General features: G+C 39.3%; 24 protein-coding genes. 18 read left to right on the top strand and 6 right to left on the bottom strand.

Features of this window, described 5'->3' with window-relative positions; translation table 11 throughout:
- Nucleotides 1–181 precede the first annotated feature (181 nt).
- The 3 genes from B4Z47_RS23875 (at nt 182) to B4Z47_RS23865 (ending at nt 4,296) form a co-directional block, all read left to right on the top strand.
- Nucleotides 182–2,584 (top strand): ABC transporter permease, encoded by a 2,403-nt coding sequence (locus B4Z47_RS23875; protein ID WP_070566231.1) that lies wholly within the window; start codon nt 182–184, stop codon nt 2,582–2,584.
- 103 nt (nt 2,585–2,687) lie between these two features.
- Nucleotides 2,688–3,347: an ABC transporter ATP-binding protein gene (locus tag B4Z47_RS23870; protein WP_046672265.1), complete on the top strand. Its 660-nt coding sequence runs from the start codon at nt 2,688–2,690 to the stop codon at nt 3,345–3,347.
- Nucleotides 3,348–3,444: 97 nt separating this feature from the next.
- Complete coding sequence (locus B4Z47_RS23865; protein WP_312194325.1) at nt 3,445–4,296, top strand: transglutaminase-like domain-containing protein; 852 nt, start codon at nt 3,445–3,447, stop codon at nt 4,294–4,296.
- Between the two features lie 8 nt (nt 4,297–4,304).
- On the opposite strand, the gene B4Z47_RS23860 is transcribed toward B4Z47_RS23865, so the two are convergent.
- Nucleotides 4,305–5,465, bottom strand: a complete 1,161-nt coding sequence (locus tag B4Z47_RS23860) for a hypothetical protein (protein WP_070566229.1) — start codon at nt 5,463–5,465, stop codon at nt 4,305–4,307.
- Nucleotides 5,466–5,643: 178 nt separating this feature from the next.
- On the opposite strand from B4Z47_RS23860, the gene B4Z47_RS23855 reads away from it, so the two are divergent.
- From B4Z47_RS23855 to B4Z47_RS23800, 12 genes are all read left to right on the top strand, one after another.
- On the top strand, nt 5,644–6,294 hold the full coding sequence (locus B4Z47_RS23855) for an epoxyqueuosine reductase QueH (protein WP_070566227.1): 651 nt from the start codon (nt 5,644–5,646) through the stop codon (nt 6,292–6,294).
- A 102-nt stretch (nt 6,295–6,396) separates the two neighbouring features.
- Nucleotides 6,397–6,933, top strand: a complete 537-nt coding sequence (locus B4Z47_RS23850; protein WP_046672268.1) for a YceD family protein — start codon at nt 6,397–6,399, stop codon at nt 6,931–6,933.
- Nucleotides 6,934–6,947: 14 nt separating this feature from the next.
- Complete coding sequence (gene rpmF / locus B4Z47_RS23845) at nt 6,948–7,139, top strand: 50S ribosomal protein L32 (RefSeq protein WP_046672269.1); 192 nt, start codon at nt 6,948–6,950, stop codon at nt 7,137–7,139.
- Between the two features lie 106 nt (nt 7,140–7,245).
- Nucleotides 7,246–8,184: a phosphate acyltransferase PlsX gene (plsX, locus tag B4Z47_RS23840; protein WP_070566225.1), complete on the top strand. Its 939-nt coding sequence runs from the start codon at nt 7,246–7,248 to the stop codon at nt 8,182–8,184.
- Between the two features lie 7 nt (nt 8,185–8,191).
- The gene (locus tag B4Z47_RS23835) at nt 8,192–9,181 is read left to right on the top strand and encodes a beta-ketoacyl-ACP synthase III (RefSeq protein ID WP_286728077.1); all 990 of its coding nucleotides are present in this window, start codon (nt 8,192–8,194) and stop codon (nt 9,179–9,181) included.
- A 74-nt stretch (nt 9,182–9,255) separates the two neighbouring features.
- Nucleotides 9,256–9,735 (top strand): acetyl-CoA carboxylase biotin carboxyl carrier protein, encoded by a 480-nt coding sequence (gene accB, locus B4Z47_RS23830; RefSeq protein WP_286728076.1) that lies wholly within the window; start codon nt 9,256–9,258, stop codon nt 9,733–9,735.
- A gap of 73 nt (nt 9,736–9,808) precedes the next feature.
- Nucleotides 9,809–11,164 (top strand): acetyl-CoA carboxylase biotin carboxylase subunit, encoded by a 1,356-nt coding sequence (accC, locus tag B4Z47_RS23825; RefSeq protein WP_046672273.1) that lies wholly within the window; start codon nt 9,809–9,811, stop codon nt 11,162–11,164.
- A gap of 76 nt (nt 11,165–11,240) precedes the next feature.
- Nucleotides 11,241–12,101 (top strand): twin-arginine translocase subunit TatC, encoded by an 861-nt coding sequence (tatC, locus tag B4Z47_RS23820; protein ID WP_070566223.1) that lies wholly within the window; start codon nt 11,241–11,243, stop codon nt 12,099–12,101.
- 12 nt (nt 12,102–12,113) lie between these two features.
- Nucleotides 12,114–12,560, top strand: a complete 447-nt coding sequence (gene rpiB, locus B4Z47_RS23815) for a ribose 5-phosphate isomerase B (RefSeq protein WP_046672275.1) — start codon at nt 12,114–12,116, stop codon at nt 12,558–12,560.
- A 179-nt stretch (nt 12,561–12,739) separates the two neighbouring features.
- Nucleotides 12,740–14,314, top strand: coding sequence for a M28 family peptidase (locus tag B4Z47_RS23810; protein WP_286728074.1), 1,575 nt, complete (start codon nt 12,740–12,742; stop codon nt 14,312–14,314).
- 153 nt (nt 14,315–14,467) lie between these two features.
- Nucleotides 14,468–15,400 (top strand): DnaJ C-terminal domain-containing protein, encoded by a 933-nt coding sequence (locus B4Z47_RS23805; protein WP_070566219.1) that lies wholly within the window; start codon nt 14,468–14,470, stop codon nt 15,398–15,400.
- 4 nt (nt 15,401–15,404) lie between these two features.
- A complete protein-coding gene (locus tag B4Z47_RS23800) occupies nt 15,405–15,695 on the top strand; it encodes a chaperone modulator CbpM (RefSeq protein WP_286728073.1) in 291 nt (96 codons plus the stop codon).
- A 23-nt stretch (nt 15,696–15,718) separates the two neighbouring features.
- Here the strand turns inward: B4Z47_RS23800 and B4Z47_RS23795 are convergent, their stop codons facing one another.
- The 5 genes from B4Z47_RS23795 to B4Z47_RS23775 all read right to left on the bottom strand — a co-directional run bounded on the left by B4Z47_RS23795 (nt 15,719) and on the right by B4Z47_RS23775 (nt 20,030).
- Complete coding sequence (locus tag B4Z47_RS23795) at nt 15,719–16,609, bottom strand: hypothetical protein (protein ID WP_070566215.1); 891 nt, start codon at nt 16,607–16,609, stop codon at nt 15,719–15,721.
- Between the two features lie 16 nt (nt 16,610–16,625).
- Nucleotides 16,626–18,359 carry an energy transducer TonB gene (locus B4Z47_RS23790; protein WP_201639723.1) on the bottom strand — a complete coding sequence of 578 codons (1,734 nt, stop codon included), beginning with the start codon at nt 18,357–18,359 and terminating at the stop codon, nt 16,626–16,628.
- Between the two features lie 31 nt (nt 18,360–18,390).
- Entirely contained in the window at nt 18,391–18,759 is a 369-nt protein-coding gene (locus tag B4Z47_RS23785) for a BlaI/MecI/CopY family transcriptional regulator (protein ID WP_115047324.1), read from the bottom strand.
- 150 nt (nt 18,760–18,909) lie between these two features.
- The gene (gene arfB, locus B4Z47_RS23780) at nt 18,910–19,314 is read right to left on the bottom strand and encodes an alternative ribosome rescue aminoacyl-tRNA hydrolase ArfB (RefSeq protein ID WP_070566211.1); all 405 of its coding nucleotides are present in this window, start codon (nt 19,312–19,314) and stop codon (nt 18,910–18,912) included.
- Nucleotides 19,311–20,030 (bottom strand): DUF1003 domain-containing protein, encoded by a 720-nt coding sequence (locus B4Z47_RS23775; protein WP_286728070.1) that lies wholly within the window; start codon nt 20,028–20,030, stop codon nt 19,311–19,313. The genes arfB and B4Z47_RS23775 overlap by 4 nt, the downstream gene beginning before the upstream one ends.
- A 361-nt stretch (nt 20,031–20,391) precedes the next feature.
- Between B4Z47_RS23775 and bshA the strand changes: the two genes are divergently transcribed.
- From bshA to frr, 3 genes are all read left to right on the top strand, one after another.
- A complete protein-coding gene (gene bshA / locus B4Z47_RS23770; protein ID WP_046672291.1) occupies nt 20,392–21,534 on the top strand; it encodes an N-acetyl-alpha-D-glucosaminyl L-malate synthase BshA in 1,143 nt (380 codons plus the stop codon).
- A 73-nt stretch (nt 21,535–21,607) separates the two neighbouring features.
- Nucleotides 21,608–22,312 (top strand): UMP kinase, encoded by a 705-nt coding sequence (gene pyrH, locus B4Z47_RS23765; protein WP_046672284.1) that lies wholly within the window; start codon nt 21,608–21,610, stop codon nt 22,310–22,312.
- A 28-nt stretch (nt 22,313–22,340) separates the two neighbouring features.
- Nucleotides 22,341–22,904, top strand: coding sequence for a ribosome recycling factor (frr, locus tag B4Z47_RS23760; protein WP_070566206.1), 564 nt, complete (start codon nt 22,341–22,343; stop codon nt 22,902–22,904).
- Nucleotides 22,905–23,033: the final 129 nt, after the last annotated feature.

The following is a 23,033-nucleotide window of genomic DNA, read 5'->3' as shown; positions in this document are numbered from 1 at the left end:
ATAGCTTAGGGGAATGAATGTTCGATTCTGGACGTAAACTGTTCGAAATCGAACATTCAAAAACAAAACAAAAACACGATAAGTTATTTATAATAAAACTATTACGACACTGGCAAGGGGATTGTAATTTTAATTGAGTGAAATAATTCTACTTGGTTTAAGCATACATATCCAGCGTAAGATGACAAAAAATGATTTCAAACTAGCTTGGCGTAAACTCTTAAAAAACAAAGGATTTACTCTTCTAAATATAATTGGATTGACCTTGGGTTTTACCGGTTTTATCCTTTCCTATCAATACATCAATCGAGAGACCAGCTACGATAAATGGAATCCACATTACAAGGATATCTACCAAATTGGCCTTGAAGCAGAAGGTGCATTTACGGACGAAACTTCACCTTCTCTGGCTCCATTGCTAAAACAGAATTTACCTGATATCGTCTATGCAGGTCGAAAAATAGTTTACAATTATGGAAGTTATCCCCTTTTTGGTGAAAAAACAGTCCTTATTAAAAATGCTGCACTGATTGACTCCTCAGCCGCACGAATCTTTCAAATCGAAAATGCGACCGGACCGCTCTACAAAAACAAGGATCAAAAGGATGCGACCATGGTCAAAAGCCATATTGCCGAACAACTATTCAAAAAAGAAGACTTAAATTTTGACAGCCCCCAGTCGATTCCAGCTATAAGCCTTGCTCTAGGTGTGCAGGAAACAATCTACGGTACAATCAAAGAGCAAGGTCTATCCATGATTGATTACGATCTCCTGTTTATCCGTGAACCGCAGGACCTTTTCGCCAATAATAATCCTTTTTTGTATCAAACTTATATTCAAGTACGTCCCGGTACGGATATCACGAAGTTGACCAATCGCATCAACGCGCTTTACCAGAAAGAAATTGCACCGAAAGATAAAATCCGCTCCTCCAGTTATGCCAAAGGGAGGATCTACCTAGACCCACTGTCCAACCTTCACCTTCGGCCAAAAACAGGAAGTAACACGGCTTATATCATCACGTGGATTATTGGTATTCTCTCCGTTTTGATCCTCTTACTCGCCTCTGCCAATTTTGCCAATATGATTATGGCACAAGCGGATCAACGCATTAAGGAACTCGCGCTCAAAAAAATATTGGGAAGCTCACGTTGGGCTATCGTTAGGCAATTGGTACTGGAAGTATTTATTCTGACTTTCAGTGCTGCAATTCTAAGTTTCGTTACTTTGGCCCTCACAGGAAATATTCTCCAAAAATGGTTTAATGATGATCTTAAGGGTTATATTTTGAGTTCGGAGACAATCGCCCAACTTGCTATTGCCGTACTATTGACAACAATTCTATCGGCAATATACCCAGCGATCATACTCTCTGGCTTCAAATCTGTTAATCTCCTAAAAGGTGGACTGACTTCCATTCTCAAAAAGGGCACATTTCGAAACGCACTACTAACTTTTCAGATCAGTATGGCCATCCTATTTATATCGGGCATGCTGGTTATTAGGGCACAGCTAAATTATATGCAGCAGGCGGATAAAGGATTTGAGCCTGCACAGGTTGTTAATTTCAAAGGAATAGGCATGTATTATGATTCCAAAATTGATGGTTCCTATCAACAACTAAAACGTCGGTTAGAAAATGATCCAAGTATTGCCTCTGTTGCATCAGCGACAAATATTCCAGGGGAAGGCGAACAACCTCCCAAAATGGATTTTTCCTATGCTCAAAAAAACGTTTCGTTTGCACATGTCGGTATTGATCCTGGATACTTCAAGACGCTAAATATCTCCAGTATACAAGGAAACACCACTGTTTCAATAGATCAACTGCTTCACGATTCCTTGGCCAACTATGCTATTATCAACGAATCTGCAGCCAAAAATTTAGGACTCGAAAACCCGATAGGTGCTAAAATCAAAGGCTGTGATGTCACCTTTGAAATTGTTGGCTTAGTCAAAGACAGTAAAGCTTATGGCTTTGAAAATGTAGTTCAGCCGAGCCTATATTCATTTAAAAACGAATGTGGTACTATGCGCTTTCAGACAACCCTCATGGTCAAAACAAAACCGGGAATGGTTGATCAGGCCATCAATACAGTCAAAGCAGAATGGGAGAAAAATCCATCCGCAAAAGATCTGCCTCTTGATTATTCTTTTATGGATGAGCAATATGCTTTACAGCACAAAAAACAGCACGAATTGCAGACTGCTTTTAATAGTTTCACCAGCCTTTCGGTTATCATCGCGGCCTTAGGGCTATTTAGTATGGCGGCGTATCAGGCGGCATTACGAAAAAAGGAAATGAGCATCCGCAAAGTACTGGGGGCCTCGGTACAATTGCTCTTTATTCAATTGAACAAACCATTTTTCAAGCTCTTTTTAGTCGGGATCGGCATAGCCCTTCCAATAGCCTATCTACTCATGAATAAATGGCTTTCCAATTTCGCCTATCATATTCAGCTGTCCTGGTGGTCGTTTTTGATCCCAATATTTTGCATATTTATCCTCATATTGGTTTCCATCAGCTTCCAATCTATAAAAGTCGCAAAAACAAATCCAATAGATAGCCTGCGCGATGAATAAAAGATAATTTGAGCGGTAAAGGGCCCTATTCCCCAGTCGAACAGTAATTATGATGACTAATAAAAATATAAAACAAGAATATCTAAGATCTCAATACTAAAAAATGATACAATTAAAAAATTTATTCAAGTGGTATAACGTAGGTGGTACACGCTCATTCGTCCTTAAAGATGTAAGTCTCGATATTGCTGAAGGTGATTTTATCTCCATCATGGGGCCATCAGGGTCTGGAAAATCAACTTTATTAAATATTATCGGTATGCTTGATGAACCTGATGAGGGTGAATATATCTTTATGGGCGAGAATGTATTGGAAATGAAAGCAAAGAAAAGAACGCAACTATATCAATCCCACATAGGCTATGTATTTCAAGCTTATCATCTCCTGGATGAATTGACCGTGTATGAAAATATCGAAACACCCTTGATCTATAAAGACATTTCAAGCAAAGAAAGAAAAGCTATTGTTGCCGATATGCTTGATCGCTTTGGCATTGTCGGGAAGAAGGATCTCTTCCCGGCCCAGCTATCCGGTGGTCAGCAACAGATTGTCGGTATAGCGCGTGCATTGGCGGGATCACCGAAGTTATTGCTGGCCGATGAGCCTACGGGTAACTTAAATTCCAAACAAGGCGAAGAAATCATGGATTTATTCAAACAGCTCAACGATGATGGCGTTACAATTATACAAGTAACCCATTCTGAAAAGAATGCCGAATATGGTAAAAGAGTTGTCAATATGCTGGATGGTCAGCTCAAATAATTGTATGCCAATTTAACCTGGATAATCCCTACGCAGTACATCAATGACGGTAGGGATTTTTTTAGCTCATATCTCGAATCAATTAGTTAACTTCGTTATGATGAATGAGAGAGAGTTAAAATCGCTAATATCCCTGTTGGACGACACCGACCAACAGATTATTCAGGAAGTGGAGCACCAGTTAAAAAGCCAAGGTCCTGAGATTGTACCCTATTTGGAAAAATTTTGGGAGTCCAGCTTCGATCCTCACATACAGGGTCGATTAGAGAATATTATCCATGAAATTCAATTTGATCAGACCAAAAACGAATTACAGATTTGGAACCTGAGTAACTCATTCAATCTACTGGAAGGATTAATTATCCTCAATAATTATCAATATCCTTCTTATGAGGATCATAAGATTGTTTTAGCGATAGAAGACCTCAAAACTGAGGTATGGCGCGGTTTGCATTACGACATGAGCCCGCTGGAAAAAGTGAACCTGATGAATCATGTTCTTTTTGGCTCCTTCGGCCTAACAGGAAATACAAAGGATTATCATCATCCACAGAATTCCTATATTGGTCAAGTACTCGATACCAAACAGGGGAATCCCTTAACCCTATCCTGCATTTACAGTATCATTGCACAAAAATTGGACATTCCGATCTACGGTATTAATTTACCCAAGCATTTTGTATTGGCGTATATGGATTCGGATGAAGAAGGGAATGAAAATGTGCTGTTTTACATCAATGCCTTTAATCGTGGGCAGGTTATGCAAAAAAGCGATGTAAATTCATTTTTGAAGCAACTGAACCTCAATCCGGATAGAGAATTCACCTATCCCTGCGATAATGTGACCATCCTTAAACGAGCTTTGCGAAACTTGATGTCTGCCTACGAGGAACATGAAAGTTCAAACAAGCAACAGGAAATCAAAGCGCTTTTCCAGTTGCTTGCTTAAACTGCACGTTAGAAAATATTAGCTTCACGAGCATCTAAAAAGATATAATTCGGCGTCAAAGAGCCATAGGTTTTCGCTGCAATATCGGGTTTTATATTGCCTTCACCTAGCAATGGAAAACGCGAAATTGTACGATTCGTTAGATCAGAAACATAAAAGAATTTCCCTTGTTCTGTACGATCATCAATGGCTATCCCCCAAGGTTTTACTAAGCCTGTATTAGCCCCACCGATGACGTAATCAGGCGCCACAGTTTTGTCCGTGCCTCCACTAAATAAGGTTTTTGGATCTTTGAAAAATAGCACTTCACTACCGGAAGTTACCGCCAACAAACCCTTTTTGGGTGCATAGGATACCGAGCCTAATCCCGTTTTACCATTGATATATACTTTCATCACTGGCGTAAATCTAGTGGAAGCTACAATGGTATCGCGAGGACGGTCGATGAGTTCTTGTTTGAGTTGAGAATATACAGCAAAACCACTTCTATTTTCTGTTCCTTCATTATTAAAACCAATCAGCACCAATTTCTCATTACTATCACTTGTATTGCTATTCAATAAAGTCAGTGAACTCGGAACCAGGTTCCCAAGGTTAATCTGTTTGTCAATGATTGGTGCTCCACCTTTTGATCCCACTTTTCCACTTGGTGTACTTATCGCATATAACATGGAATTACCTACTCCGCGATTTGTAACCGCCAAAAGAAATGGTGTTGTTACAGATCCAGATGTACCATTTTGTTGGGCATACGTATAATAGGCCAATCCCCTAACATTCGTAAAACCGCGGTATCCAATAGCACCTGCATTACCGGGAATTCCATAGATCTCATTGGCAAATGGAATCACCTGAAGAAAGGTATCCTGTGCCGTAACACTCGCCTGAAAGATAGCCCGGGCAGCAGCATCAAAAAGAATTGGTCCGCCCCCTTTTGCCGGAGAAAGATATTGATAGATATTATCTAAATTGGTCGTATCAGCCGGATCGATAATCATCATGTTTTTAAGCGCAGAATTGTTCTGGTCGTAATCCGAGAAAGAAACATATAATCTAGAGATCAAAGTAGCCCCCGTTCGTACAGGCTCATCATCCAGTTTCTTGCAAGAAGTAAAACCTATTACACTGGCAACGAATAGGATAATACAGGATTGAAACGAAAATTTCATATATTTTTTATTAAAAATAGCGTATTGCGTTAAACATACAAATCTACTAATATATGCAGAATATCAATGAATTTATATGATTCTTTTAGGGGCAAACCCGTATAAGTAAAACGGAAATATTTGTCAATCCGCTACTTTTTGATTAAAATTGCCTTTGTTTTTGTTAGCACATACGATTATGGAAAATAAGGAATTTGTAAGGGAGACGTTGACATTACCGGGAGAGGGCAAAAAATTACTTTTACACTCCTGCTGTGCTCCGTGTTCTGGAGAAGTGATGGAAGCACTCATTGCTTCGGATATCGATTTTACAATCTATTTTTACAATCCCAACATTCATCCCCGCAAAGAATATGATTTACGCAAAGACGAGAACATCCGATTTGCGGAAAAACATAATATCCCTTTTATTGATGCGGACTACGATGTTGATCATTGGTTTGATTTGGCCAAAGGGATGGAGCAAGAGCCTGAAAGAGGCATCCGTTGCACGATGTGTTTTGATATGCGTTTTGAAAAAACGGCTGAGTATGCGGCTGCCAATGGCTTTGATGTGATTTCAAGTTCGCTGGGTATCTCCCGTTGGAAAAACATGGAGCAGATCAATGATTGTGGTTTACGTGCTGCCTCCCGCCATGAAGGGATGGAGTATTGGACTTTCAACTGGCGTAAGAAAGGTGGTTCTGCCCGTATGCTTGAAGTCTCCAAAAAGGAGAAATTCTATATGCAGGAATATTGCGGCTGTGCTTATTCGCTACGCGATACTAACAAATGGCGTATGGCAAATGGGCGCGAAAAGATAGAGTTAGGCAAAAATTATTATGAATAAGTCCTGTTACTGGTGTATATGAAGCTTTGCTTCGGAATATTTGAAAAAATATTTCTATCCTAATGATTTTATACATACCTTTGCAGGCTCAAATGCAAGATTGTGAAACATCTAAAACAATATAGAATTCCCTTTTCGGGGCTCAACGCTGGAAAGCACAATTTTGAGTTTGACATTAATAAAAAGTTCTTTGACTGCTACGAACATTCGATTGTAAAAGATGGCAATCTGAAAGCAGAAGTTGAATTGCAAAAACAAGAAAATCTTTTGATTTTGCATTTTGATATCCAAGGCGAAATTCAATTGACTTGTGATACCTGCTTAAAAGAGTTTATGTCACCGATTTCAATTCAAGAACGAATATTAGTCAAATTCACGGATGAAGATTGGACAGATAATACCGAAGAGGTGTTGATCTTATCCAAAAGCGACCATGAGTTGGATATAGCTGAGTTATTATACGAATACATTAATTTAGCTGTTCCCTATATCGTCAAATGTGAAGAGCAGGGACAAGGCATACAATGTGATCCTGAGATGCTCGCGTTATTTACAAGCGAGCCTGATTCAGAGGAACAAAAAGAAGAAGAAATTATCGACCCACGTTGGGAAGCATTGAGAAATATTAAAAATAACTAAAACAAGAATACGAGATGGCACATCCAAAACGTAAAACTTCTAAATCAAGAAGAGACAAAAGAAGAACACATTATAAAGCTGAAGCTCCAAGCTTGACAGTATGTAAAGAAACTGGCGCAGTTCATTTACCTCACCGTGCATATACTGTAGACGGAAACTTGTACTACAACGGTAAATTGATCATTGAAAATACAGCTGTTGTCTAAGGTAAACCTTTCATAACACCAAAACATCCCAGACAAGCACTATTTTAGAAATTTGCTTTACTTTGGGATGTTTTTTGCGTATTATTGATTTACTAAATAATAACGGATGAAGATTGGTTTAGATATTTTAGGAGGAGATTATGCTCCTAAAGCAACGATAACAGGTGCTATTGAAGCACAAAAACAGCTTACTGGAGACCAAAAAATAGTCCTTTTTGGTAAAACTGAAGAGACTAAACAATTAATCAATCAAGCCGGAGGAAATTCATCTGACTTTGAATATGTGGAGGCTCCAGAAGTCATTGCAATGGGTGAACATCCAACCAAAGCAATAACTCAAAAACCCAACTCAAGTATTGCGAAGGGATTTGAATATTTAAAAAACAAAGAAATTGACTCATTCGCTTCTGCTGGTAATACTGGCGCCATGCTTGTGGGCTCAATGTTTAGCGTTAAAGCTATCCCAGGCGTATTACGCCCTGCAATAGCATCCATTGTTCCCAAATTAAAATCAGGCTTCGGAATCTTATTGGACGTCGGCGCTAATGCGGACTGTAAACCAGAGATGTTGAACCAATTTGCAATCTTGGGAAGTGTCTTTGCCGAACATGTGTTTAATGTATCCACCCCTAAAGTGGGATTATTGAATATCGGAGAAGAAGAAGAAAAAGGAAACATCCTAACAACCTCTACCTACCCCCTACTTAAAGCCAACGACAAGATTAACTTTATCGGAAATGCAGAAGGCCGTGATCTGTTCAGTGACCATGCCGACGTTTACGTCTGTGATGGATTTACAGGCAACGTCGTCTTGAAACTCGCAGAATCATTTTATGTAGTGACGTTGAAAAAAGGTTTTAAAGATGATTTCTTCGACCGATTCAACTACGAGCAGTACGGCGGTAGCCCGATCTTGGGAGTTAATGCTCCTGTCATTATTGGCCATGGTATTTCGACACCTGAGGCCATTAAAAATATGGTTTTATTTTCAAGAGATATGATCGAGTCTAAGTTCATTGACAGCATCAGATCTATTTTCAATTAGAGTATTTATGTCAAAGATTCACGCCGCAATCACGGCTGTAAATGGTTACGTTCCGGATTATATCCTTACTAACAAAGAATTGGAAACAATGGTCGACACCAACGACGAATGGATTGTTTCCAGAACGGGAATCAAAGAGCGTCGCATCTTAAAAGGTGAAGGTCTTGCTACTTCAGATCTTGCTGTACCTGCAGTGCAAGGTTTATTGAAAAAAAGAGGTATAGCTGCTACAGATATTGACCTTATTATCTTTTGTACAAGCACACCAGATATGCTGTTCCCTGCGACTGCAAATATTCTGGCCGATAAAATCGGAGCTACAAATGCATGGGGGTTTGATCTTCAGGCTGCTTGTTCAGGTTTCTTGTTCGGTCTGAATACAGGAACACAATTTATCACTGCTGGTACACATAAAAAAGTCCTTGTTATCGGTGCAGATAAAATGTCTTCGGTAATAAATTATCAAGACCGTAATACCTGTATCCTATTTGGTGATGGCTGTGGTTGTGTATTGTTGGAGCCAAATGAAGAAGGCATGGGTATACAGGATGCTATTTTAAAAACCGATGGTTCCGGAGGACAGTTTTTGAATATCAAAGGTGGAGGTTCACTGAATCCGGCGTCGCATGCAACTGTAGATGCAGGATTACATTATGCTTACCAAGAAGGTCGTACGGTATTTAAATTTGCAGTAACCAATATGGCTGATGTAGCACATGAAGTTATGATCAAAAATAACTTAAAGTCAGAAGATATTGCTTGGTTGGTACCTCATCAGGCCAACAAACGTATTATTGATGCAACTGCAGAACGTGTGGGTCTTCCGGAAGAAAAAGTGATGGTGAACATTCAAAAATATGGAAATACCACCAGTGGTACTATTCCTTTATGCCTATGGGAATGGGAATCTCAATTGAAAAAAGGAGATAATCTTATCCTTGCAGCTTTTGGCGGTGGTTTCACTTGGGGATCCATCTATTTAAAATGGGCGTATTAATTGTCCATTTTATGGTATAATTTATTACTTTTGACAGTTAGAATTTTTTAGAAACAAACAAAACCTAGAATACTATGGGTATGGATATCAAACAAATTCAGGACTTGATTAAATTCGTTTCAAAATCAGGTGTGAATGAAGTCTCAATTGAAGAGCAAGATTTTAAAATTACAATAAAGACAAATCAAGAGCCTACGTACGTAACAGCTACTGTTCCTGCTGTTGCTCCAATTGCTGCTCCTCAAGTTGCACAAGCAGCGGCGCCAGCTCCGGTAGCTAACCCTGCAGCACCTGCTGCAAGTGCTGAAGCAAACTTGATTACAGTCAAATCACCTATGATCGGTACATTTTACCGTTCGGCTGGACCTGGTAAACCATCTTTCGTTAATATTGGTGATGATATCAATACCGGTTCTGTATTATGCATCATTGAAGCAATGAAATTATTCAACGAAATTGAATCTGAAGTTTCAGGTAAAATCGTTAAGATTTTGGTAGAAGACGCTCAACCTGTTGAGTTCGACCAACCATTATTCTTAGTTGAGCCTAAGTAATTTACAATTACGTAAATGAATACATGTAGCCTCCAAAGGGCTACATTTTTTGCAAACTTCATAATTCAAGACAATGTTCAAAAAAATATTAATTGCAAATAGAGGCGAGATTGCCCTGCGCATTATCCGTACCTGTCGTGAAATGGGTATTAAAAGTGTTGCAGTATATTCGACCGCTGATAGAGACAGCTTACACGTAAGATTTGCGGATGAAGCAGTTTGTATTGGTCCTCCACCGAGTAGAGACTCTTACTTAAACATTCCAAATATTATTTCTGCAGCTGAATTGACAAATGCAGATGCGATTCATCCAGGATACGGTTTCTTATCGGAAAACGCACGCTTTTCAGCAATCTGTGCAGAATATGGTATCAAATTCATTGGTGCTACTGCAGAACAGATCGAAAAAATGGGTGATAAATCCCGTGCTAAGGATACCATGAAAAAAGCTGGTGTTCCTACAGTTCCAGGATCGGATGGTTTGATCTCAAACGTAAAAGAAGGTATTACATTAGCGAATGAAATCGGCTACCCAGTAATCATCAAAGCAACTGCCGGTGGTGGTGGTCGTGGTATGCGTATCATTTGGAAAGATGAAGAGTTCGAACCAGCTTGGGATTCTGCACGTGTTGAATCTGCTGCGGCTTTCGGTAACGATGGCATCTACCTTGAAAAATATGTAGAAGAACCGCGTCACATCGAATTCCAAATTGTGGGCGATCAGTTCGGTACAGTATGTCACCTATCTGAACGTGACTGTTCGATACAACGTCGTCACCAAAAATTGATCGAAGAATCTCCATCACCATTTATGACTCCCGAATTGAGAGCTGAAATGGGAGAGGCTGCTGTTAAAGGTGCTAAAGCTGTAAACTATGAAGGTGCTGGTACAATCGAATTCTTGGTTGACAAACACCGCAACTTCTACTTTATGGAAATGAACACTCGTATCCAAGTAGAACACCCTGTAACGGAAGAGGTAATCAACTTTGACTTGATCAAAGAACAGATAAAAGTGGCCGCAGGAATTCCGATCTCTGGTAAAAACTATGAACCAGGAATGCATGCAATTGAATGTCGTATCAATGCGGAGGACCCTTTTAACAATTTCCGCCCTTCACCAGGTAAAATCACCAACTTCCACTCGCCAGGTGGACATGGTGTACGTGTAGATACACACGTTTACTCTGGTTATTCAATTCCGCCGAACTATGATTCTATGATTGCTAAATTGATCACTGTTGCACAAACACGCGAGGAAGCAATTTGTACCATGGAACGTGCGTTAAGCGAATTCGTGATTGAAGGGATCAAAACAACCATTCCTTTACATTTGAGATTGATGCGCGACCCTAACTTTAGAGCCGGCAATTTCACGACAAAGTTTATGGAAACTTTCGACCTAACGGAATATCCAGCAGAAGATTAAATAAAATTATCTTTACATACATAAAAAATACCATTCTTTACAATAAGAATGGTATTTTTGTTTCCAAACAATTTTTATGAGTACACCTAATTCGAAAGATCTAATACAAGCTATTAAAGATAAAGGGAAGAATATAGAAGCAGAAATGTCTTTTTTTGACCACCTTGAGGTTTTGAGATGGCATTTGGTCCGTTCAGCAATTGCGATCTGTATCTTTGCAGGTATTGCCTTTACATTCTACGATTTCGTATTCAACGATATCATCATGGGGCCAAAGAATCTAAATTTTTGGACCTATCGCATGATGTGTAAAGCCGCAGATGCTTTCAATTTAGCGGACTTCTGTGTCAAGAAAATTCCTTTTAATATCATCAATACCGAACTAGCAGGTCAATTTATGCTTCAGATAAACTCCTGTTTATTGATGGCTTTGATGATGGGCTTTCCTTACCTTCTTTTTGAAATCTGGTTATTTGTAAAACCAGCACTGACCGATGTGGAAAGACGGTCTGCACGCGGGTTTGTTTTTTACTCTTCTTTATTGTTTATTTTAGGAGCACTCTTCGGATACTACATTGTTGTACCCTTATCCATCAACTTTCTAGCCAACGTATCCCTAAGTGATGAGATCGTCAACCAGATTACCATTGATAACTACCTTTCTACGATAGCAACGTTAACATTGGGCTGTGGAATTGTTTTCCTACTCCCGATACTGGTATTTATTCTCTCGAAAATAGGCATTATGACCCCTGAATTTATGCGGGCCAGCCGTCGTTATGCAACTGTAATTATTTTAGTGATAGCAGCTATCATTACACCTTCCGCAGATATCATCACCATGCTGACCGTTGCAGCACCAATGTTCTTATTATATGAGATAAGTATCATGGTTTCGGCCGATGTCAAAAGAAAAAAATTAGCACAAGAAAAATAAAATAACAATAAAATGAGCAGCGTAAAGAAAATTGCGATTGGAAGTGACCATGCCGGCTTTGAATACAAAACAGCTTTGGTAAGTTTTCTAAATGAACTGGGTTATGAGGTAACAGACTTTGGAACAAACTCTCCAGATTCAGTTGATTATCCAGATTTCGCACACCCAGTTGCATCAGCAGTAGAAAATAAAGAAGCTGATGCCGGAGTCTTGATTTGTGGAAGTGCAAATGGTGTTGCTATCACAGCTAATAAACACCAAAATATTCGTGCTGCTATCTGTTGGTTGGAGGAAATTTCGGCTTTAGCCCGTCAGCATAATGATGCGAACGTGGTATGTATCCCAGCACGTTTTATCGACCTTGACCTCGCTAAAAAGATCGTCAACACATTTATAAACACGGAATTCGAAGGTGGGCGTCACGCTAACCGCGTAAACAAAATAGCTTGTAGCTGTTAGGTAAATTAACATATTTTAAGAAGCGGATGAAAAGCAAATTACACTTTTCATCCGCTTTTTTTTATATATTGTGCAGATAACGACACCTGTTATATCAATTAAGGAGATGATACGCAGCTGATCTGGTTAATTAAATTACAAAATAAGGTACTGAAAGTCACACTAGTAAAAAATAAACAATGAAGAAAATATACAACCTGCTTTGGATAGCATGCGCTCTGATGAGCTGTGCAAATGCACAGGACGTAAACAGTAAATATGCCGATGAAATCACGGTAGAATCTACACAGAAGCATCTGCGCACTTTAGCTTCTGTCGATTTTGAAGGCCGAGGAACCGGCCAAAAAGGCGGACGTCTGGCAGCAGAATATATTGCCAATGAATTTAAAAAATATGGACTTAGTGCACCTGTCAACGGATCCTATTTCCAACCCCTGCAACTAATTCGCAACAGCTTTAAAGTAAAGCAATTTAGTATTAACGACAGGCCCTTCCAGCATGGTAAGGACATTTTCGTCATTGGCAACAACGAGAACAAATTCTTCGAAAGCAATGAAATCGTGTTTATTGGTTATGGCATAGATGACCCCAAGTATTCGGATATCTCGGGCTTGGATCTCCACAATAAGATCGTTATGTTGATCAATGAGAATGAGCCAACAGATGAGAAAGGAAATTCATGGATTAGCAGCAAAAAGACTGCTTCGGACTGGGCAACAACCCGAAATAAAAAAGTCAAAGAGATCCTTAAACACAATCCCAAAATGGTATTAGCGATCAATAGTCAGCTGTCCCAACTTTTGGAGGATGCGGGAGACCGTGCTATTGAGGGTCGTTACAATTTGGCGGTGGACCAACCTGCGCCGGAAAAGTCGCCAATGATCCCTGTAGTCAACATTACAGACCATGCCGCAAATTATATACTAAACCTGGCGAGAACTAACCTTGCTACTGTTGTTGCAAAGATTAATCGTACGGGAAAACCTAATTCCTTTGTTATTTCAACAAATTTTAAAGCTGAGTTTGGCACCAATGCGGCTGCTTTAGCTGATCCAAACATTCTTGGCTATCTGGGAGGAACAGATAAAAAAGACGAAATCGTTGTGATCGGAGGCCACTACGACCATGATGGAATGGATTCCAAAGGCAATATCTTCTTTGGGGCCGATGACAATGCCTCGGGCACAACAGCCGTCCTTGAATTGGCACGCGCTTTTTCGAAAGCTAAATCAACAGGAAATGGCCCACGTCGCAGTATTTTGTTCATCACCTATGCTGCAGAAGAAAAAGGTTTACTAGGTTCCAAGTTCTATACAGAAAACCCCATATTTCCATTGAAAAACACCGTTGCTTGCATCAATATCGATATGATCGGCCGTGTCGACGACAAGCATCTCAAAGGCAATCATGATTATATCCACGCTATCGGTTCAGATAAATTGAGCTCCGAGTTATATGAGATCAATAAAAATGAGAATGAAAAACATACGAAACTGGAGATTGACTATATGTATGACAATCCAAAGGATCCTATGCGTTTGTACTATAGATCCGATCATTATAACTTTGCCAAGAAAGGTATTCCTTCTGTCTTTTATTTTTCGGGCCTGCATCCGGACTACCACACGCCTGCAGATACCTATGACAAGATCGACTTTCCATTAATGGTAAAACGCGAAAAGCTCGCATTTTACACGGCATGGCAAATAGCCAATAGGGAAAATCGCCTGGTCATCGACAGTAATAAAGAGTAAGGTCAAATTATCGGCTTTATCAAGGATTATTTTGTACAATACAAAAAGCAAGTAAATGATTGTTTACTTGCTTTTTTATGTACTAAAATGACCTTTAGCATAAACCTTTTATTCACAATTATTGTTATCTTTAATACAAAACAAGTATAATTTATGGCTTTTGTAGATTACTATAAAGTGCTTGGCATTGATAAAACAGCTTCAGCTGATGACATCAAAAAAGCATATCGAAAACTAGCCCGTAAATACCACCCTGATGTCAACCCCAATGACAATGAGGCCAAACAACGATTTCAGGAGATTAATGAGGCAAATGAAGTATTATCCGATCCCGAAAAGCGCAAAAAATATGACCAATACGGTGAACATTGGCAACATGGAGAGGAGTATGAAAAAGCGCAACAACAATACCGTCAGTCACAATCTAACGGAGGAAATCCATTCGGCGCTGGAGGAAATCCATTTGGTGGTGGCGGTTCCCATGAGTACACTGGAAACTTTGATGATGGGCAATTCTCTGATTTCTTCGAACAGATGTTTGGTAGCAGACGCGGAGGAGGCCGCCAAAGTACATTCCGCGGCCAGGACCTTAATGCGGAGCTCAGCTTAACCTTACAAGAAGCTTACACGACACATCAACAGACCTTCAATATCAATGGAAAAAGTATCCGCATCACGATTCATGCTGGCGTGGAGGATGGTCAAAAGATCAAACTGAAAGGTTATGGCGGAGAGGGCATCAACGGTGGCCCAAAAGGAGATCTCTATATCACTATCAACATCACGCCTGATGCCCGTTTTAAACGTCAGGGGAATGACTTATACACAACACTTGATATAGACCTCTATACAGCTATTTTAGGCGGTGAAGCAACTTTAGATACATTCGGCGGCAAAGTTAAACTGAAGATTAAAGCCGAAAGTCAAAATGGTGCAAAAATGCGACTTAAAGGAAAAGGATTCCCCTTGTATCGCAAAGAAGGTGAATTTGGCGATCTGTATGTCACATTGAATATTCAAATGCCCAATAATCTGTCTGCCGAAGAAAAGGCCTTGTTCCAACAATTGAAGGATTTAAAACACTAATCTTATGGAAACGACACTCATTAAAGTCATCGACTTCTGCCAGTCCAGAAAGGTTGAAACAACATTCCTGCAAACCATGGAGGAATACGGACTCATACATATTGTCATTCAACAAGAAGAACCATATATTGATGAAGAAGAGCTCCAAAAATTGGAACGCTTTTCAAATCTCTACTATGATCTTGAAGTAAATCCTGCCGGAATTCAGGTTGCCAGTCACCTATTGGAGAAAGTTGAACAGCTCCAAAATGAAATTTCACATTTAAAGAATAAATTGAAAGCCCTGGATTATTGATCCAAGGCTTTCAATTTATTTCGTTAGAATTTGACATCCCGCTCTGTATTCACCTTGGTCTGCCAAACAATCTTGTCTTGCAATGTGGTATATAGAATTTCATAATCCCCTTTACAAGTCACAAAGGAACCATAAAAATCACCAGGCTTCATCACGCGGTAAACAACCAGTTTTCGTTCTCCGTCAACTTCACCATAAGCTTTCATTAACATGTAACCTGTTTTATTCACCTTTTCTTCCGGAATTTTATAATCTAAATGCGAACGGCTACTACCATCATCAGGACATAAAATCTCTGTGCGGCTCGGGGTAAATTTATAACGATCGCGATACATAGCAACATTAGACATCACTACATCCTTCGCCCACGCGATATCGGTAAAATCCTCCGGGAAAAGAAAGATCAGCGACACCATTTTCTCTTGCCAAAGGCGCCCATTAAACGGAATTACAAAATGAAGCAGCTTTTGCCCCTTAAAAGTTGTAGTTGTATAAAAATATCGTCCCTCCTTATTTTGCTCCCGTTGAAAAGAACTTAAATCAAGTAGGTGATTTTTTTTCCCTTTTACATTTGGCGAGTTGTTGACTACAGCAAGCATGTCATACTGATATTTTCCTTCCAGATGTCCAGAAAACAAAACCTGATACGCGGTATCTGAATAGCGTAAATGGCGTAATACACGACGAAATCGATTGTCAACCTGCTTTGCATTAATCGGATTAGTCTTACCTTGCCAATTTTTATCCTCCATAATATCATCCCCGAGGAATACCGTAAGCTCTTTGTTAATATTAACAAAATACTCATCACCTTGTACAGCAAAACCGTTGGGAACCACTTTATAGGACTTACAGGAAGAAAGCATGGCCAAAACCACAATAAAATAGAAAATTTGAATGAATCTGCTCTGCATATTTATGATCTAATCTTTACTTCTTTAAATTTAAACGAATCGGCAATGTGTAAGCCACGCGTACCGGTTTACCGTTAACTAATCCCGGTTTCCATTTTTTCGCACCTTTTAGGAGCTCCAATGCCGCCTCTTTGGTTCCATAACCAAGATCTTTTTTTACATCAACATGGGATAAACTGCCATCCTTTTCGACAATAAAAGCCACTTCAACAATGCCATTAACCTCCCGTTTAATTGCTGCTTCCGGAAAAACAAAATTATCGCCTACCCAGATCATAAAAGATCGCATTCCCCCAATAGGTGTTGGTTGCACCTCAACTTTATCAAAAGTTACTAAATCGGACTGAAAATCCAATGAAAGATTCCAGCGGTCGCTCTCATCTTCCGTCCTTATCGATTTTACTTCCTTGAGTTGTTTTTCCGTCTCTTCACCAGATTCAGCGCCCGGGAATGAATGAGATGACATCCGGACCTTTCTGCCCAATGTGTCAGTTTCCTCCCAATAGTACGTCGTTTTTCCGCCAACGGTAACGGGTAAGGAAAGCAGCGATCGAACGACTTTCCCATTGACGATTGCAGGTTTCCATTTCCCACTTGCTTTTACAGCATTTTCCACAGCGGATGCCAAGCCATAGCCCAAATCATTCTTAGCCTTTATATGGCTCAACTCACCATTTTTCTCCACGATGGCTGAGATGACAATTACCCCGATCATATTATTTTTGATTGCTTCATCACTCACGTGGATTCTACTGCTCAATCCCATGACATACTTTTTCATTCCTCCAACTGGAATAGCCATGATCTCAGGATCTTTGTAGACCTTACTGTCTTCATTTACCTGTCCATTTTTCAGCTCCTCAGACTGGCTCGGCAATGTCTGCTCATCAGTCACAGTTAAGCCATTAACGCTTTCTTCTACATCCGCTACCATAGCCTTGGCCCTACTCGTATTAAAGACCAACGTAGACCCCGCTACCACCAATAACATGGGCAGCACAATCACATATAACAAGCGTTGTCTTTGTACAGATTTATCTTTAAATAACATCGTGATGCGCTGCTTTAAAAAAGAATGATTGGAAAACTCATGTGAAAAAGCCAATTGATCTGTACGTAATGCATGAGCAACCAGCATTTCTGCATAAGCCACTTTATCGGTCGAGCAAATTTCATCTACAATATACTCGTGTTGAAACCTTATTTCCTTTTGAAAGAAATACACAACAGGATTGAACCAATTGAAAATTTTAAGTAGCTCAATCAACAGTAAATCATAGGAATGTCCCTGCTCAGCATGAACCTGCTCATGCCATGCAATATTCTTCTTGTTTTTAATCGATTTTCCAATCACAACCCGATTAAAAAAAGAAAAACTCAGGTACTCAGGAGAAGAACGCAATACCCGAACAAGTTGCTTGATCCGTATCGCCAAGAAAAAAAAGGCGATTCCCGCTCCTATCCAATAGATCTTGGCAAGAATATCCAACAAAAAAAGAGGTTTTTTTTCGATCGGGCTCCCGATTTCGACATCCATATATGTTCCTAAGTCGACCTGTGGAATATGATTGGAAATCATTTCCGTCTTGGGTAATTCAATAAAAATACCCACAGGAGCTAATAAGGAAAATACAACCATTCCAATCAGATAGATCCGGTTCCATTGAAAAAAAGTAAGTTTTCTAAAAATCAGTTTGTAGAGCACAAAACTGATAATCAATGAAATATTGACAATCAATAAGTAAATCATAATCAAAAAGTTTATAAAAGGGTATTGGTTGTTATTTATTACGTTCGATGATCGATAAGATGTCATCAAGTTCTTTGATGTCCAGCCTATTCTCTTCCAAAAAATAAGAGAGCATACGCTTGGGCGAATTATCAAAATAATTCGTTAATAACTTTCCTGTGATACCTTTCTTATATTCCTGTTTTGAAATCTTTGGTAAATATTGATGACTTTTACCAAAAGATTCATGCCTTACAAAGCCCTTTGTTTCGAGAATACGAACGATGGTCGAGACCGTGTTATAGGCCGGTTTCGGCTCCGGAAGTCGATCAATAATTTCTTTGACAAAGCCACGGCCCATCTCCCAGAGCTCTTGCATAATCTGCTCCTCAGCTTTCGTTAACTCTTTAAAATCCTCCATAACTCCTCAGGAATAAAATAAATACCAAAATAATAAATCAATACACAAGTTATAACTAAAATCATAGTTTTACAACTAATAAATTAGTTTAAAATACAAAATACTGATAATTAAACAATTAATTTACAACAATACGTGATATTGTCATCTTTATTCGTCGAAATTCTTTTTCCTTGAGGCTTTCAATTGAGACTGCTGTTTCTTTCGATCCAGTCTTTTCAGCACACTCGAATACGGAGTTTTGGTTTTTTTACGGGGTTTTGCTGGCACAAGTGCGCCTTCCACTATACGCTTAAAGCGATCGATTGCGATTTCTTTATTACGGATCTGCGACCGATCGATATCGCACTCCAATTGCAGTATTCCTTCTTTATTGATACGGTTTGCCAACGCGTTGAAAATCATTGCTTTTTCTTCAACAGAAGCAGCTGTGGATAGCGCAACATCCCACTGCAACAATACTTTCGATGACACCTTGTTTACATGTTGTCCACCTGCTCCACCCGATCTGGAAAACTTAAACGTAAGTTCTCCTATTACTCCTTCTAAATTCATTTATTTTTAAATGCTTCTTCTATTTTTTCCATCTTTTTTAATAGAAAGCTCAATTTTTCCACTTGATCCCGTTGTACTTCGACAAGTTCTTGTTCTTTGCGGATAATGAGATGATCTATTTTCTCATGCAATTCCCTGATTTCGAGTTCAGCCTTTAAGTTGACCATATAGTCATTTCTTGCACGTTCACGATCCTTATCTTCCTGTCTGTTTTGACTCATCATAATAACTGGAGTTTGCAAAGCAGCTACGCAGGACAAAATCAGGTTCAGTAAAATAAAGGGATAAGGATCAAAGCCTTTATTATTTAACCAAAAGATATTGGCCGCAATCCAGACAATCAAAAATAAGACAAAGGAAATAATAAAGGTCCAGCTTCCGCCAAACTCAGCCACTTTATCGGCAACCCGGTCTCCTACGCTGACTGGCTCCATATTATCTCCATCCAAACTTGCGCTGATCACTTTATTTTCCTTAAAACTGTTGATGACCTGCTGATCCAATTGACTTAACTGTCCAGACTCATCTTTCAGAAATTCGGCGATATAAGTTTCTTTAAATCGTGTCAACTCACTTGCGGCGATATACTTGTCCTTACTAAAACCTGGATATTCCTTTTTTATCAGCTTAAAAATGGGTTGTCGGATTGAAGCCCCCAAAATACGTTGTTCCGAAGGAAATTGCTGTCCTGAAATATCACTTATAAAGTTATCCATATACCGATTTAATATCTATTTAAAGATAGTGCTTTTTAACCAATCAAAAAATTCACAAAACTATGGCAATTGGTTTTTGTTATTTTACGCATAAATAGACGAAATTTGCAACACAAAATTCAGGAATAAGCATCTTCAATTTACCTTATTATCATAAAGTAAAATAAGAGGGCAATTGTCAAGCTAAAGAACTTCGTCGGTGCCACATGAATGAATAGCGTTTGTATGTAATGGACATTGCGAGTCTTGAACAACGACAATCAAAGTACTAACACGAGGTTCCCGGGAGCCTTTTAACAAAAAATAAACAGCGTTTATAACGGGATGCCGTTAAAATATGCGCTCAGACATAATTACGCAGATGAAAATAGGAATTGTTTGTTATCCCACCTTTGGTGGAAGTGGTGTAGTTGCAACCGAACTAGGAAAGGCCTTGGCCGCAAATGGACATGAGATTCATTTTATAACCTATCGACAACCTGCACGTCTGGATTTCTTTTCTGAAAACCTATACTATCATGAGGTAGCTGTTTCGCAGTATCCTCTTTTTGATTTTCTACCCTATGAATCTGCGTTAGCCAGTAAACTGGTTGATGTTGTTCGCTTCGAAAAGTTGGATTTGATCCACGTCCACTATGCCATTCCACATGCATCAGCGGCATTTATGGCCAAACAGATCTTACTCACTACCTACGGCATTAATATTCCTGTCGTGACGACTTTACACGGGACGGATATTACATTGGTTGGCAAAGACAAGAGTTTTAGTCCGGTCGTAACATTCTCCATCAATCAGTCCGATGGCGTAACCGCTGTATCACAGAATCTGAAAGATCAGACGCTTCAATATTTTGATATTACGCGCGATATCAAAGTGATTCCCAACTTTATTGACCTCGACAGATTTAGCAATAAAGATCGGTCACATTTCAAAAAAGCCATTGCCCCCGGCAATGAGCGTATATTGGTCCATACGTCCAACTTTAGAAAAGTCAAAAATACAGAAGATGTCATCCGTATTTTTAAGAAAGTACATGATGTTATCCCTTCCAAATTATTGATGGTAGGTGACGGCCCTGAGCGTCGAAATGCAGAAGAGCTATCCAGAGAACTTGATGTATGCAAGGACGTCCGTTTCTTGGGGAAACAGGATGCAGTGGAAGAAATATTGTCTGTATCAGATCTATTTCTGATGCCTTCAAGTTCGGAAAGTTTCGGTCTTGCGGCCTTAGAAGCCATGGCTTGTCAAGTTCCAGTTATCTCTTCCAATACTGGAGGGTTACCTGAGCTGAATGAAAACGGCGTCACTGGATTTCTCAGTGCTGTTGGTGATGTTGAAGATATGGCAAAGAATGCGATTTATATCTTGGAAGATGGAGAGCGCTTAGAAAAATTTAAGGAAGCGGCATTAAATCATGCGAAAAAATTCCAATTGTCCAATATTATGCCTTTATATGAACAGTATTACGGAGAAGTCATTAATCAAACAATAAAAGCACAATAAATATTATTTTAGGCTTAAGGGATAAAAAAAATATTTTATCTTTGACCTTTGGAAAATTTCCAAAAAAACAATTATGAAATACAAACGTATCTTATTAAAACTTAGCGGTGAATCCTTAATGGGTGACCAAAGCTACGGTATCGATATTAACCGTGTATCACAATACGCTAATGATATCAAAGAACTTCACGATCAAGGTTTAGAAATTGCAATTGTTATCGGTGGCGGTAATATATATCGTGGTCTAAGCGCCGAAAAATCAGGCATGGACCGTGTTCAAGCAGACTATATGGGCATGCTTGCCACAGTCATCAACAGCATGGCACTTCAAGATGCGCTTGAGAAAGTTGGGAAAAAGACACGTTTGCTTACTGCGATCAAAATGGAGCAAATCTGCGAACCATTTATTCGCAGAAGAGCTGTACGCCATTTGGAAAAAGGCCGTATTGTTATTTTCGGAGCTGGTACAGGAAACCCTTATTTCACAACGGATACCGCTGCATCTTTGCGTGCAATCGAAATCAATGCGGATGCCGTATTGAAAGGAACCCGTGTGGATGGTATTTACACCGCAGATCCTGAAAAAGATCCTACTGCAACAAAATTTGAAGAAATATCATTCACAGAGGTTTATGAGAAAGGATTAAATGTTATGGATATGACAGCCTTTACCCTTTGTCAAGAAAACAAATTACCGATCATCGTATTTGATATGAACAAACCAGGCAACTTATTGAAACTTGCTAATGGTGAACATGTCGGAACTGTGGTTAAATAATTTAAATCTGTAAAAAACGTAATCTTATATGAACGAACTAATTTCAATTGAATTGGACGATTGTAAAGACAAGATGTCCAAAGCAGTTGCTCACACCGAATCCGAATTAACTAAAATTCGTGCGGGTAAAGCTTCTCCATCGATGTTAGATGGAATTTCAGTAGACTATTATGGTAGCGCCACTCCACTTTCACAAGTGGCCAACATCAATACAACTGATGCACGGACTATTGTTATCCAACCTTGGGAAAAATCGCTCATCAACGCAATTGAAAAAGCTATCACTGACGCTAACCTAGGAATCAACCCACAGAATGACGGTATCGTTATTCGTCTGAATATTCCTCCTTTAACAGAAGAAAGAAGACGTGATTTGGTTAAGAAAGTAAAAGAAGAAACTGAAAGAGGCCGTATTGGTGTACGTAATATCCGTAAAGATGTCAACGAATCCATCAAAAAATTAAAAAATGACGGCGCTTCTGAAGATGAAATCAAAACTGCTGAAGGTGAAGTTCAAAAATTAACAGATGCATTCATTGTAAAAGTTGATAAATTGGCTGAACTGAAAGAAAAAGATATCATGACTGTTTAAGTTTTCCTACTTGAATAGAAAAAAGGTCTGAAAAATATTCAGACCTTTTTTATTGGTGTGAAGAACTCCGCACTCCTCCCCTAAAAAGAACTCTTCCCAACCTACAAGACATTGACCTTCCAAAAATTT

The organism is Sphingobacterium sp. UBA2610, assembly GCF_002339225.1.
GTDB lineage: Bacteria > Bacteroidota > Bacteroidia > Sphingobacteriales > Sphingobacteriaceae > Sphingobacterium > Sphingobacterium multivorum.
This window is presented reverse-complemented; position numbering and strand designations above follow the sequence as displayed.